This window comes from Ruegeria sp. CDSA221, assembly GCF_059611825.1.
Window position 1 is genome coordinate 417,592 of sequence record NZ_JBXWPK010000002.1, and the last position, 14,093, is coordinate 431,684.

The 14,093-nt window shown below is 57.8% G+C and carries 12 protein-coding genes; 9 read left to right on the top strand and 3 right to left on the bottom strand.

Annotated features, from left to right (window positions below):
* Positions 1-2: 2 nt before the first annotated feature.
* The gene (locus AC2FJ5_RS04465; RefSeq protein WP_496675816.1) at positions 3-623 is read right to left on the bottom strand and encodes a thiamine phosphate synthase; all 621 of its coding nucleotides are present in this window, start codon (positions 621-623) and stop codon (positions 3-5) included.
* A gap of 153 nt (positions 624-776) precedes the next feature.
* On the opposite strand from AC2FJ5_RS04465, the gene AC2FJ5_RS04470 reads away from it, so the two are divergent.
* The 4 genes from AC2FJ5_RS04470 (at position 777) to AC2FJ5_RS04485 (ending at position 5,117) form a co-directional block, all read left to right on the top strand.
* On the top strand, positions 777-1,520 hold the full coding sequence (locus tag AC2FJ5_RS04470; protein ID WP_281972025.1) for an RNA methyltransferase: 744 nt from the start codon (positions 777-779) through the stop codon (positions 1,518-1,520).
* A gap of 62 nt (positions 1,521-1,582) precedes the next feature.
* Positions 1,583-2,728 (top strand): heme A synthase, encoded by a 1,146-nt coding sequence (ctaA, locus tag AC2FJ5_RS04475; RefSeq protein ID WP_496691170.1) that lies wholly within the window; start codon positions 1,583-1,585, stop codon positions 2,726-2,728.
* Between the two features lie 5 nt (positions 2,729-2,733).
* Positions 2,734-4,203, top strand: coding sequence for a carboxypeptidase M32 (locus AC2FJ5_RS04480; RefSeq protein ID WP_496792586.1), 1,470 nt, complete (start codon positions 2,734-2,736; stop codon positions 4,201-4,203).
* Positions 4,200-5,117: a CE1 family esterase gene (locus AC2FJ5_RS04485; protein WP_496792587.1), complete on the top strand. Its 918-nt coding sequence runs from the start codon at positions 4,200-4,202 to the stop codon at positions 5,115-5,117. Before AC2FJ5_RS04480 ends, AC2FJ5_RS04485 begins: the two co-directional genes overlap by 4 nt.
* A 61-nt stretch (positions 5,118-5,178) precedes the next feature.
* On the opposite strand, the gene gyrA is transcribed toward AC2FJ5_RS04485, so the two are convergent.
* A complete protein-coding gene (gyrA, locus tag AC2FJ5_RS04490; protein ID WP_496792644.1) occupies positions 5,179-7,872 on the bottom strand; it encodes a DNA gyrase subunit A in 2,694 nt (897 codons plus the stop codon).
* A 224-nt stretch (positions 7,873-8,096) separates the two neighbouring features.
* On the opposite strand from gyrA, the gene AC2FJ5_RS04495 reads away from it, so the two are divergent.
* A complete protein-coding gene (locus tag AC2FJ5_RS04495; RefSeq protein WP_142633572.1) occupies positions 8,097-8,366 on the top strand; it encodes an usg protein in 270 nt (89 codons plus the stop codon).
* A 103-nt stretch (positions 8,367-8,469) separates the two neighbouring features.
* Entirely contained in the window at positions 8,470-9,165 is a 696-nt protein-coding gene (locus AC2FJ5_RS04500) for a lipid-binding SYLF domain-containing protein (protein ID WP_496792589.1), read from the top strand.
* Here AC2FJ5_RS04500 and AC2FJ5_RS04505 read toward each other — a convergent pair whose 3' ends face one another.
* Positions 9,166-10,119, bottom strand: a complete 954-nt coding sequence (locus tag AC2FJ5_RS04505; RefSeq protein WP_496792590.1) for a radical SAM protein — start codon at positions 10,117-10,119, stop codon at positions 9,166-9,168.
* Positions 10,120-10,282: 163 nt separating this feature from the next.
* Here AC2FJ5_RS04505 and zwf point away from each other — a divergent pair, with 163 nt between their 5' ends.
* From zwf to pgi, 3 genes are read left to right on the top strand one after another with little or no spacing between them, the layout of a single operon-like run.
* Positions 10,283-11,731, top strand: coding sequence for a glucose-6-phosphate dehydrogenase (zwf, locus tag AC2FJ5_RS04510; RefSeq protein WP_496792591.1), 1,449 nt, complete (start codon positions 10,283-10,285; stop codon positions 11,729-11,731).
* A complete protein-coding gene (gene pgl, locus AC2FJ5_RS04515) occupies positions 11,728-12,399 on the top strand; it encodes a 6-phosphogluconolactonase (protein ID WP_496792592.1) in 672 nt (223 codons plus the stop codon). Before zwf ends, pgl begins: the two co-directional genes overlap by 4 nt.
* A gap of 4 nt (positions 12,400-12,403) precedes the next feature.
* Positions 12,404-14,017, top strand: coding sequence for a glucose-6-phosphate isomerase (pgi, locus tag AC2FJ5_RS04520; protein ID WP_496792593.1), 1,614 nt, complete (start codon positions 12,404-12,406; stop codon positions 14,015-14,017).
* Positions 14,018-14,093 lie beyond the last annotated feature (76 nt).

Consider the following 14,093-nt stretch of genomic DNA (forward strand, 5'->3'; position numbering starts at 1 on the left):
GCTCAGCCCATGGCGGTGATCAGGTCGTTCAGTCCAGCGGCCGGGTCATCCTGTGACCAGATCTCATCCCCGATGCCGAAGAAATCGGTGCAGGGGCTGAGGTCACGGATCAATTCGGGGGTCAGGCCGCCTTCTGCCACAACCGGCACTTCGATCATCTCGGACCACCACTGGAACAGATCGTGCTCGGCCACGGTTCCGTCACCCAAGGAGGACGTGCCAACCGGGCCAAAGGCCACATAATCCGTCCCGGCCTCACCAGCTGACATGCCGTCATGGCTGGAGGTGCCGCAGAAGCAGCCGACAATGGCATCGGCACCCAATTCCTTACGCACATACCGGACCGAGCGCGCGCCATCATCCAGATGCACCCCATCCAGACCCAGACGCTGCGCCAACAGGACGTGGTTGGAAATCACCAGCGCCACGTCCCGCGTATGCGCAACCTCGCGGCAGGCATCAGCGGCACGGGCAATCGTATCCTCGTCATTTCCCGCAAGAGCCAGTCGGATACAGGCGATTTCGGTGCTGTCCAGAACGCGGGCCAGTTGGTCGGGGAACGTGCTCAACGTGATGGTCGGCGGGGTAATCAGGTAAATCTGCGGCTGCTCGGGGGTGTCCATCGGCGCGTCCTTAGCTTTAAGTCTTTTGCGCGGTTTAGCGGATTGCGGGGCGGAAGCAAACTTTTATGCCTGTTTCAGGCAGAATTGGCGCCGCCAATGGCTTGCCCTGCGTTTGCGCGACGATTACAGCAGGCGCAGTTTTCGGAGACAACCATGCCAAGCGACAAATCCCAGCCCTCATTTGTGCTCGTGCGCCCGCAGATGGGTGAAAACATCGGTGCCGCCGCGCGGGCGATGTGGAATTTCGGGCTGGACCGGATGCGGATCGTGGCCCCACGTGATGGCTGGCCAAACCCCAAGGCAGTGGCGATGTCCAGCGGTGCGGGCCGTCTACTAGATGAGGCGCAGCTGTTTGACGATCTGGCTGGCGCGCTGTCTGACAGTACCTATGTCTTTGCTACTACGGCCCGCCAGCGCGGGTTGACCAAGCCGGTCTTCAGCCCCGAACGCGCTATGCAGATCGCGGCCGAAAAGGTCGCTGCGGGCGAAAAAGTCGCCGTGCTGTTTGGCCCGGAACGGGCAGGGCTTGAGAATGAGGATATCGCCAAGGCCAATGCCATCATCTCGGTCCCGGTCAATCCGGAATATGCCTCATTGAACCTTGGGCAATGCGTGTTGCTGACCGCCTATGAGTGGATGCGCCAGACAGGCGACGTCGTGCATGAGGCAACCGATCTGGGCAAAGGCGACTGGGCCACAGGCATCGAGGTCGAAAAACTGGTCGAACATTATGAAGACCGGCTGGAAGAGGCGGGGTTCTTTTACCCGCCTGAAAAAGCCGAAAGCATGAAGACCAATCTGCGCAATCTGTGGTCACGGATGCGGATGACGCGGGCGGATGTGCAGATGTTGCACGGGGTCATGCGTCAGATGGTCCGTTGGAAAGACAAAGGGTAAGGCTGGACCTCGTCCCATGGTGGTCCTAGCTTGCAACGAAATTCAAGACACATGAGGAACGCATGAGCGGCAAGCGCAGCATCTTCGAAGAGGTCTCAGACTCTGAAAAACAACAAGCGGTTCAACCTGGTATGATTGACCGGGGCCGCGGTGGTGCGCGTAAGGCTATCCGGGCCTGGCTGATGATCCTGTTTGCGCTTGTGGTTGTGATGATTGCGGTGGGTGGGCTGACCCGCCTGACCGATAGCGGGCTGTCGATCACCGAATGGCGCCCGCTCACCGGGGCTGTCCCGCCGATGACCGAAACCGACTGGCAGGCCGAGTTCGACAAGTACAAGCAAATCGACCAGTGGCGCATCCAAAACCAGTGGATGGAGCTTGCGGACTTCAAATCCATCTATTGGTGGGAATGGGGCCACCGGCAGTTGGGCCGTGTGATCGGGCTGGTATGGGCACTTGGCTTTTTCGGGTTCCTTATTGCCCGCAAGATACCAACAGGCTGGACCGGCAAGCTGATGATCCCCGGTGCTTTGGGTGGGATTCAGGGAGCGGTTGGCTGGTGGATGGTTGCGTCAGGCGTGACGCAGGGCGAGGGGATGATCGCCGTTGCCAGCTATCGCCTGGCGATCCATCTGGGTCTGGCCTTTGTGATCTTGGGTTTCCTCGCCTGGTATATGTTCGAACTTGGCCGGGATGAGCGTGACCTGATGCAAGCCCGCCGCGCGAAAGAGGCCAAACTGTTTTCCCTGTCTACCGGCCTGATGCATTTCGCATTCCTGCAGATCCTCATCGGTGCACTTGTCGCAGGTATCGACGCTGGGCGGTCTTATACCGACTGGCCATTGATCGGCGGGCAGATTTTCCCGCCGGACGCGGCGATACTGGAACCGATGTGGCGGAACTTTTTCGAAAGCCCCGGGCTTGTGCAGTTCATCCATCGTTGCGCGGGTTATCTGCTGTTCATCTTTGCCATCGTTGTCTGGCGTCGTGGCAATTCCAGTGCGCATCCGCAAACGCGCTTTGCCTTCAACACGATGTTCGCAGCCTTGTCGCTGCAGGTGGTTGTTGGGATCATGACCGTGATCTACGCGGCCCCCTGGCAGATCGCCATTTTCCACCAGTTCATGGCCGTGATCGTGTGGACTCTGACCCTGCGTGCGCGCTTCCTGACAGCCTATCCCATCGCAACTTCGATCCGCGGAGCCTGACCCAGATGACTGCCTATGATGAACTGATGGCCTTCCAACGTGAAACCTCGGCACTTGGTCAGATTGCCGGGCGTCTGGGATGGGATCAGGAAACAGTGATGCCGCGCGGCGCAGCACCGCAGCGCGCAGAAGAAATGGCCGCGATCGAAGCTGTTTTGCATGCCCGACGGTCTGATCCGCGTGTGCCAGAGTGGCTGGAGCAGGCCGAGCCGCAGGACGATGTCGCCCGCGCGCAACTGCGCGAGATCCGCCGGTCCTATGAGCGGACCGTGAAAGTGCCCGCCGATTTGGCCAAGACCATCGCACGCGTTACCTCAGCCGCGCAGGGCACATGGGCACAGGCACGCGCCGATGAGGATGTGGCGGCCTTTTTGCCCGTACTGGAAGAGGTTGTGGCGCTCAAACGTCAGGAAGGTCAGGCCCTGGCACAGGGCGGTGATGTCTATGACGCCATGGTCGAAGATTACGAGCCCTATACGACCGGCACTCAGATCGCTGCGATCTTTGACCAGATGCGTCCGCGTCTGGTGGCATTGCGAGCAGCCGTACTGGATCAGCCCGGACCGGCCGCCCTGACTGGGACGTTTGACTCAGCGACCCAGATGCGCCTGTCACAGAAGCTGGCCACCGGATTCGGTTACGACCTGAACACTGGCCGGGTCGACAAGGCCGTTCACCCGTTCAGCTCGGGCAGCGGGTTGGACGTGCGGATCACCACGCGCACCAGCGAGACCGATCCGTTCAACTGTTTCTATTCAACCATTCACGAGGTCGGCCACGCCGCCTATGAACAGGGCATCGACCCAGCCTACCTTTTGACCCCGTTGGGGCAGGGCGTGTCGATGGGCGTGCATGAAAGCCAGAGCCGGATTTACGAAAACCAACTGGGTCGATCACGCGCCTATACTGGCTGGCTGTTTGGCCAGATGGTCGAGGCTTTTGGCAATTTCGGCGTCGCCGATGCCGATGCGTTCTATGCCACAGTCAACCGGGTCCATAATGGATATATCCGCACCGAGGCAGATGAGGTGCAGTACAACCTGCACATCATGCTGCGCTTTGATCTTGAGCGTGCGTTGATGAGCTGCGATCTGCAGGTCAGAGACCTTGAGGGTGCATGGAACGACCGGTTCAAGGCGGATTTCGGCTATGCGGTCGATAGGCCGTCGAACGGATGCTTGCAGGATGTCCATTGGTCCGTCGGTCTGTTCGGGTATTTCCCGACTTACTCGTTGGGCAATGTCTATGCAGGGTGCTTGAATCAGGCCCTGCGGTCCGCACTGCCTGATCTGGACGCCCAACTGGCCATAGGCGATACGTCGGGTGCCACTGGTTGGCTGCGCGACAACGTGCAGCGCCATGGTGGCCTGTTCGCCCCCCGCGACATCATCCAACGCGCCAGTGGCATGGAACCTGGGCCGGAGCCTCTGCTGGACTATCTCGAGGCGAAGTTCAGGGCCTTGTACAAATTTTGATCGCAAAGAAACCTGCATTGGTCGTCAGGCTGGTTACAATCTGCATCGCAGCACTCGCTGGTTATTTGGCGTTGCGTGGCAATAGGCCAAACGCGTCCTTTTCCGAATTGTATCAGGTGACCGACTGCGGTGGTGCCGACATGCCTTGTCAGGTTTCAGACCGACACTATAACGCCCTGATCCCAATCGGGGATGGACCTTTTCCAGCCATCGTGTTCTTGCATGGCTCAAACGGAAGTGGACAAAAAACGGTAGAAAACATTGATTTGGTTCAACCTTTTCTGAATCGTGGTTATGCGGTGATCGCACCAACAGCATTGGAGATCGAATATCGAAACGGCCCTGGTACTGGGTGGGTGTGGGATTCTACCCGATACAGCCGGGATGATTTCCGGTTTGTCGCGGTCGTCGTCGAAGATGCAATTCAAAGGTTTTCCATCCAACCGGATGGCATTCTAGTCGCGGGACATTCTCGTGGCGGTTCATTCGCCTGGTATTTGGCTTGCTCTGAGGTTGATCCGCGCCTTAAGACCTTCGCGCCAATAGGTGGGACGCCGATGCGCCGTCAGCCTGGCCCTTGTGCCACGGCCAGTTTCGACTTTGATTTGCTTTATATGCATGGCTACGCAGACTCTGTCATTCCATTTGCCGGGACAGACTCATCCCTTCGGGCGCATAACTATATGGGTGCTGTCGAAGCTGCAGACGGAATGGCCTATAAATTGGGGTGCGATACGGTCGATCTAACCCAAGGAAACGGCTTTGATCAAAGAACTTATCACGGATGCCGTTCGGTTGCAGAAAAGGAAAGGTCCTTGTCAGTGATCGGTTTTCAAGGCGGACACAGTGTTCCAACCGGGTGGGCGGATCTTATCCTGAACTGGTTTGAGGGCCTAGCTGACCACGGCCAATAGCCCCAAACATAAAACGGATCGCGGAAACAGGTTCCACGATCCGCAATTCTCGACGGCCGCGTTACTCTTCGGTTTCCTCGTCACCCTGATCGGCGATCCAGGCGACGCTGACAACCTCTTCGCCTTTGCCGGTGTTGAATACCTTCACACCACCTGCCGACCTCGAACGGAATGAGATGCCTTCGATCGGGACCCGGATCGACTGACCTTTGGACGTGGCCAGCATGATCTGATCTTCGATATCGACCGGGAACGAGGCCACAAGTGCCCCGCCGCGCATTGCCTTGTCCATCGCCGCAACACCCATGCCGCCGCGTCCGCGGACCGGGTAGTCGTGGCTGGAGCTCAGCTTGCCTGCACCGCCCGTGGTAATCGTCAGGATCATGTTTTCGGCCGCAGACATCTCGGCATAGCGTTCTTGCGTGATGGTGCCGGGGGTTACTTCATCCTCATCCGTCTCACCGTCATCGGCGATGCCTGCCACTGCGCGGCGCATCTTGAGATAGGCGGCGCGTTCATCCGGATCAGCTTCAAAGTGGCGGATCACCGACATCGAGACGACACGGTCGCCATTGGTCAGCCTGATCCCCCGAACACCGGTGGATTCGCGTGAATTGAACACGCGCACATCAGTGGTGCGGAACCGGATTGCGCGGCCCGAATTGGTGACCAGCATCACATCTTCGTCTTCTGAGCAGATGCGTGCATTCACCAGTTCGATGCCCTCGGGCAATTTCATCGCAATCTTGCCGTTGCGGCGGACATTGGTGAAATCCGACAGTCGGTTCCGTCGCACATCACCTGCGCTGGTGGCAAAGATGATCTGCAGGTTTTCCCATTCTTCGTCCGGCACATCCACGGGCATGATCGCCGCGATGGAAACCCCGGTCGGAATCGGCAGGATGTTGACGATTGCCTTGCCCTTACCAGTGCGCCCCGACTGCGGCAGACGCCAGGTTTTGAGTTTGTAGACCATCCCGTCAGTGGTGAAGAACAACAACTGTGTATGCGTGTTCGCCACGAAGAGGTTGGTAACGACGTCCTCTTCCTTGGTCTGCATTCCCGACAGGCCCTTGCCACCACGTTTTTGCGCCCGGAAATCGGCCAGCGGAGTACGCTTGATGTAGCCGCCCGACGTGACGGTCACGACCATATCCTCACGCTCGATCAAGTCCTCGTCTTCCATGTCGCCGGACCAATCGACGATCTCGGTGCGACGGGGCACGGCAAACTGTTCACGCACGCTGCGCAGCTCATCCCCGATAATCGACATGATGCGCTCTCGCGAGGACAGAATATCCAGGTATTCCTGGATCTTACCCGCCAGTTCTTCCAGTTCGTCTGTAACCTCTTTGACACCGATCTGGGTCAATCTCTGCAGACGCAGGTCGAGGATCGCGCGGGCCTGAACTTCGGTCAGGTTATAGGTGCCGTCGTCGTTCATCTTGGACAGAGGGTCGTCGATCAGGCGCAGATAGCTTTCGATCTCAGCCGCGGGCCAGCGACGGGTCATCAGCTTTTCTCGCGCTTGCGCCGCGTCAGCGGATGACCGGATTGTGGCGACAACCTCATCCACGTTCGACACAGCCACGGCCAGACCGCACAGGATGTGACTGCGTTCGCGGGCCTTGCGCAGGTCGTAGGCGGTGCGACGGGCGACGACGTCCTCGCGGAAGTCAATGAAGGAGGTCAGGAACCGGCGCAGGGTCAACTGCTCGGGCCGGCCACCATTCAGCGCCAGCATGTTGCAGCCAAACGAGGTCTGCATCGGCGAGAAACGGAAAAGCTGGTTCAAAACAACTTCGGGCGTGGCATCACGTTTGAGTTCGACCACCACGCGTACGCCGTTACGGTCGGATTCGTCCTGAACGTGGCTGACGCCTTCAATCCTCTTCTCACGCACGGCCTCGGCGATCTTTTCGATCATCGAAGCCTTGTTCACCTGATAGGGAATCTCATCAACCACGATGGCATAGCGGTCTTTACGGATCTCTTCGACGCGGGTCTTCGAGCGGATTATGACGCTGCCGCGACCTTCCAGATAGGCTTTACGCGCGCCGGACCGGCCCAGCATTACGCCGCCGGTCGGGAAGTCGGGGCCTGGAACATACTCGATCAGCTGCTCGGACGTCAGATCGGGATCGTCGATCAGGGCGAGGGTGGCGTCGACCACCTCACCAAGATTGTGCGGCGGGATATTGGTCGCCATGCCCACGGCAATGCCGCCAGCGCCGTTGACCAGCATGTTCGGGAACCGTGCGGGCAGGACTGTCGGCTCTCTGTCTTTGCCGTCATAGTTGTCCTGAAAATCGACGGTGTCTTTCTCGATATCCGCGAGCAGAGAGGCGGCGGGCTTGTCCATCCGCACTTCGGTATAGCGCATGGCCGCCGGGTTGTCGCCGTCCATCGAGCCAAAGTTGCCCTGACCGTCCAGCAGCGGCAGCGACATCGAGAAATCCTGAGCCATCCGCACCAACGCGTCATAGATCGCGCTGTCGCCATGTGGGTGGTATTTACCCATTACGTCGCCGACCGGACGGGCCGATTTGCGATAGGATTTGTCATGGGTGTTTCCGGTCTCGTGCATCGCGTAAAGGATGCGCCGATGTACCGGTTTCAACCCATCGCGCAGATCAGGAATCGCACGGCTAACAATGACCGACATCGCATAGTCCAGATAGGACGTGCGCATTTCGGATTCGATGGAGACCGTCGGGCCACCGTAAACGGGGCGTTCTGGTGGGTTTTCATCCATATTTTCAGGAACTTCTGGCGTATCGCTCACGTAAACTGCCCGTTCTGTATGCAGACTCTATATCTTGTGGATACACCTTATCAGACCCGGCACATAAGGTGCAAGCAAGCAACCATTTTGCAAGTGAGAAACTCCGGTAACATCACGGTAACATATTGTTAACTAAGGATTAGGGTGTTTTCGTGATACAATAGGGGGACCTTGCAATTAATATTGAGGTCGAAATGGAGCGCAGCGAAACGGAATTGATGCTTAAAGGTTATGGGCTGACAACGGCGGAATTATTCTACCACATGCCCGACTATATCCATGTTCTGAACACCTTCATCTGGCAGGAATACGATCTGGCGCCGGATCATCCGAAACTGTTCGAGTTCATTGATTTCTGGCAGCGAGAGATCGAAGGCCCCTTACATTCCGTAAAATTCACCCACCGTAAGATGATCGCGCCCGGCGAGTGGCGCAATCAAGTTGGCGAGTTTCGGGTGAATTAGCCGCCCTGACAGATTATCGGCTGTGTAACGAAAGGGCGTGTTCGATTTGATTTTCTTAGGCTAGGGTCGTGTCCAAACCATTGATCAGCTAAGGAAATGCCGCATGCCCAGAATGTTGCTGTTTGTCGCCGCCGTTTTGCTTGGTGGGCCAGTCGCCGCTGAGGGAGTTTTGGACAAGATCAAAAAAGGTGCGGCAAACGCGGCTGACGTTGTCGGGCAAGGGGCCGAAACCGTTGGCGAGACAATCGATAAAGGCGCGAAAGCTGTTGAGGGTACGGTCGACTCGACCACCGAATTGCTAAGCAATGAGGCCACTCCGGAAGAGACGCGCGCCAAGCTGGACACATTGGCCACGCAGATTCTGGATCAGTTGCTGGCCGAAAATCACGAAGCGCATGCGCTGTACGAGGTCTGTGCCGGCTATGCCGTGTTCGACTCGCGCAAGGTTACGGTGTTTCCAGTCTCGGCTGGGTATGGGCGGGGTGTGGCGGTGTCAAAGGACACCGGCCAGCACACATATATGAACATGGGAACAGGCGGCGTGGGTGGCGCGATCGGCATCGGCGGTTTTGAATCCAAATTTGTGATCATGTTCGAAACATCTGCTGATCTGGATAAGTTCATCACTCAAGGCTATGACGCGACCGCCGAAACCGGTGCCATGTACGGCGACGAAAACACGACGGAAACCGTGCGATTCACCGACGGTCGGTCCTTTTTTGCACTGTCCAAGACAGGGTGGCGCGTGGCAGCGGGCGCGTCGGGTACAAAATTCTGGAAATCGCCGGAACTGAACTGATCAACCCGAGCAGCTGGCCCCGCCCAGAACGCAGAATTTGGCACAATGCGGATGGTTAAGGTGCACGTCCGCTTCCGCCTCGGCCAGCGTATGCCCCATCTCGAACTCCGGCTCATAAGGCAGCAACGTGCAGGCCAGAACGGCCGGTTTTTCAGCGCCCTTGCGTTTGACCACCATCCGGGCACTGGCGCACATCACAGTCGCGGGTGATTTGTCCAGGATACCCCAGCAGGCGGTGGTAATTTCCGGCACTTCGACGGTTTCGTCCATTTCAGGGAAAAGGACCGTTCGCGCAGGATCATGCGCGTCGATGTCAAACCCGTAGTGGTTGAATAACGTAGCATATCCCTGACGGCTTTTTTCATCGTCCTCGCCCCATACGGTTCTGCCGGCAACAGCCATCCGGAATCCGCCATCGAGTAGCCACTTCATACCTTCCACGGTTTTGTCAAAACTGCCTTTGCCACGTTCCTTATCGTGCAGGTCGGCACGATAATGGTCGAGCGATACCCGCAGCGTCAGTTTCCCAGCGTAGTCGCGCTGAAGTTCAGTCAATCCCTCGCGCATCTTCTGGCGCATCATTGGCCGCATCGCGTTGGTCAGGATCAACACCTCATAGCCGCGTTCCAGCGCCGCGCGTGCCATCTCGATCATGTCGGGGTTCATGAACGGCTCACCACCGGTAAAGCCAATCTCACGCACGGGCCAGTTTCTGTCTTCGATCTGGTCCAGATAGTCCCGCACTTCACCCGCCGAGATATAGACCAACGCATCATTGGTCGGGCTGCTTTCGATATAGCAGTTCACACATTCGATGTTGCACAGAGTCCCGGTATTGAACCAGAGCGTCTCGGGGTTGGTCAACGCCACCGAGGCACGAGTCTGGCCATCCGCTGTCACCAATTTGTTTTGAAACTTGCCGATATTGACGATCTGAGGGGCGTTGTCTTTCATTCCGGTTTCCGGTTCTTTTCTGTTGTCACCTTGAATTAGAGGTTTCAGACCGTTTCGCAAAGTGAGACATGGGTGAACTGACAGAGAATTGATGTCGCGGAAATCCGCAAAAATGGTTGCGCTAACATTGGACATTGAGCATAGGGCAAGGTAAGGAAAACACATGGTTTCTCGCGTCATACCTGTAGACCCCTTTGATCTGGTCATTTTTGGCGGAACCGGCGATCTGGCGCAGGGTAAAATCCTGCCCGCTCTGTTTCGCCGGTTTTGTGCTGGCCAGTGGGCTGAAGGCGCGCAAGTAATCGGGGCGGCCCGAACGGATTACGATCGTGACAAGTTCCGCAATTTGGTCCGCAACTCGCTTGAGTCACATGCCGGACGAAACAGTCAGGACACCGCTGCACAGAACGCGTTTTTGCAGCGGGTTGATTATGTGACATTGGATGCTGTTGCGGATCATGGCTGGGCCGAGCTTGCGCAGAAACTTCAGCCGGATCGGGTTCGGGCGTTCTATTTTTCGGTGGGGCCGCGGTTGTTTGGCCCTCTGGCGGAACGGATCGAGGCTTATGATCTGACTACGCCGCAGACGAGGATCGTGGTTGAAAAACCCTTTGGCCATGATCTGGAAAGTGCGCGGGCTTTGAATGCCACGCTGGCCGCGCATTTCAGGGAAAGTCAAATCTATCGAATCGACCACTATCTGGGCAAGGAAACCGTCCAAAACCTGATGGCTGTTCGGTTCGGCAACATGTTGTTCGAACCACTTTGGAACAGCCAGTATGTCGACCATATCCAGATCACCGTAGCCGAATCCGTCGGAATTAACGGCCGTGAAGAGTATTACGAGCGCGCAGGCGCGATGCGCGACATGATGCAGAACCACCTGATGCAGCTTTTGTGCCTGATCGCCATGGAACCTCCGGCCAAGTTCGACCCGGATGCGGTGCGTGATGAAAAGCTCAAGGTCATTCGCGCTCTGGACCCGGTAAAGCCGCATCATATCGTGCGGGGGCAGTTTGAGGGCGAAAGTTCAAGTTACCGCAAAGCCGTTGGAAATCCGCGCTCGACCACGGAAAGCTATGTGGCGCTGCGGGCGCATATCAGCAACTGGCGATGGGCGGGAACACCGTTCTACTTGCGCACGGGCAAGCGCCTTGTGGCCCGGTCTTCGGTGATCAATGTGATGTTCAAAGACGCGCCGCACTCGATCTTTGGAGCGGATGCCGGGCGTCATGCGAATGCGCTGTCGATCCGCCTGCAGCCAAATGAGGGCATCACGCTGAAAGTAACGATCAAAGAGCCCGGGCAAGGCGGCATGCGTTTGGTCGACGTGCCCTTGGACATGAGCTTTGCCGAGGCCCTGGGCGCCGAGAACCAGGACCCGCCAGACGCCTATGAACGTCTGGTGATGGATGTGATCCGAGGCAATCAGACGCTGTTCATGCGCGGTGATGAGGTCGAGGCCGCCTGGGCCTGGACAGACCCGATCATCGCAGGATGGCAGTCGCGTGGCGACGTGCCGAAACCTTATGAGAGCGGCAGCACTGGGCCGGGCGACGCCGAGCTGCTGATGAAACGGGACGGTCGCCGTTGGCAAGGGATAAACCCATGAAAATTCAGGAATACGCCGACCGGGATATGCTAGCCATCGACGTGGCCAATGCTATCGCCGGAGATCTTGAGGCGGCGCTGCTGCATCACGATCTGGTCTCTTTTGCTGTGCCGGGCGGTACCACACCCGGGCCGGTCTTTGACGGATTGTGTGCCGCTGATTTGGATTGGGATCGGGTCCGAATTCTGCCAACAGATGAACGGTGCGTATCCAGCGACAGCGATCGCGCAAATGCGCAGCTGATCCAAGAGCGTTTGCTGACCAATCGCGCCTCGGTCGCGCAATATGTGCCGCTGTATCTGGATGGCAAAGATCCGGAATCGGTGCTGCCCGAAATTGAAAGCTTGATTGCGCCTGTGCTGCCTCTTTCGGTTCTCATGCTGGGTATGGGCGAAGATATGCACACCGCCTCGCTGTTTCCGGGGATGGACGGGTTGGCCGCCGCATTGGACGGGCATGCGCCACCTTTGGCCGTGGCCCGACCCGAAGTTCAGCCCGAGGCGCGGATTACATTAACGGCTCCGGTCTTGGACGGCGCATTGTCTAAGCATCTGGTGATTTTTGGGGAAACCAAACGCAAGGCGCTGGACCGGGCCATGTCCCTGCATCCCAAAGAGGCGCCGATTGCTGCTGTGTTGGGCGGCATGACGGTCCATTGGGCGGAGTAGAGTTATGAACCTGGATACTCTCAAGGCATTTGCGTCAGATGGCGGTCATTCCATTTTGGACTTGTTTGAACAAGACGTGGATCGGGCACAGGTTTTCTCGACCTCAACGGGCGATATGCTGTTTGACTATTCAAAGACGCAGATTGACGCAGACATTCGCGCAGCCCTGATCCGCCTATGCGACGAGGCGGGGCTTGCCGACAGGCGCGACGCGATGTTTGCGGGTGCCAAGATCAATGAAACCGAAGAACGCTCGGTTCTGCATACGGCATTGCGGAATCTGGATGGCGGTCCGGTCGACGTGGATGGTCTGGATGTCATGCCTGGCGTTCTGGATACGCTGCAGCGGATGCGTGTCTTTGCCGAAGAGGTCCGAGGGGGTGCCGTGTCCGGGGCAGGGGGCAGCTTTACCGATGTGGTGAATATCGGAATTGGTGGGTCTGATCTGGGACCGGTTATGGCTACGCATGCGCTGGCTCCGTATCACGACGGGCCGCGGCTGCACTATGTCTCGAATGTAGACGGGGCACATATTGCCGATGTTCTACGGCAGCTGGATCCGACGCGGACACTTGTGATTGTCGCGTCCAAGACGTTCACGACCATTGAAACCATGACCAATGCCCGCACCGCGCGCGCCTGGATGGTCGATGGCGGCGGGGAGCCGGCCCGACAGTTTGCTGCGGTTTCCAGCGCTTTGGACAAGACTCAGGCCTTTGGCATTCCCGAACAGCGCGTGTTTGGTTTCGCCGATTGGGTCGGCGGGCGTTATTCGGTTTGGGGGCCTGTGGGCCTGCCGGTGATGATTGCCGTAGGCTCGACGGCCTTTGACGCGTTTTTGCGTGGTGGACAGGCAATGGACGTGCATTTTTGCGCCGCCGATTGGTCCGAGAATATGCCGGTGATGTTGGCTTTGACCGGTGTCTGGCATCGGCAGGTTCTGGGATATGCCAGCCGGGCCGTGCTGCCATACGATCAGCGTCTCCTGCGCTTGCCCGCATATTTTCAGCAGCTCGAGATGGAGTCGAATGGCAAATCCGTTGCCGTGGACGGCAGTGCGCTGACCATTCCTTCGGGTCCGGTGGTCTGGGGTGAGCCTGGTACCAATGGTCAGCATGCGTTTTATCAGCTGATCCATCAGGGCACAGACGTTATCCCTTGCGAATTCATGGTCGCTGCCGAGGGACATGAACCCGAGCTGACCCACCATCACCGTCTGCTGCTGGCCAACTGTCTGGCCCAGTCCGAGGCGCTGATGCGCGGCCGATCGCTGGACGAGGCGCGGCAGCGCATGGCCGACAAAGGGTTGACGGGTGAAGAATGCGAACGTCAGGCCCGACATCGGGTGTTTGCTGGCAATCGTCCCTCGACCACGCTGATGTACCCCAAGCTAACGCCTTTTGTTCTGGGGCAGATCATCGCCCTGTACGAGCATCGCGTATTCGTCGAAGGGGTCCTGTTGGGGATCAACTCTTTTGACCAGTGGGGCGTTGAACTGGGCAAGGAACTGGCGACTTCACTGGGGCCAATCGTGGACGGTGCAGAAGGTACCGAGACCAAAGACGGGTCAACGGCCGCCCTTGTTGCCTATGCCATGTTGCACCGGGAAACCGAATAAAAGCCAGCTTTGCAGCCCTTGCATGACGCATTCTTCTATTGTCAGACAATTAAATGCTTGGCAGGATTTCTTTTGA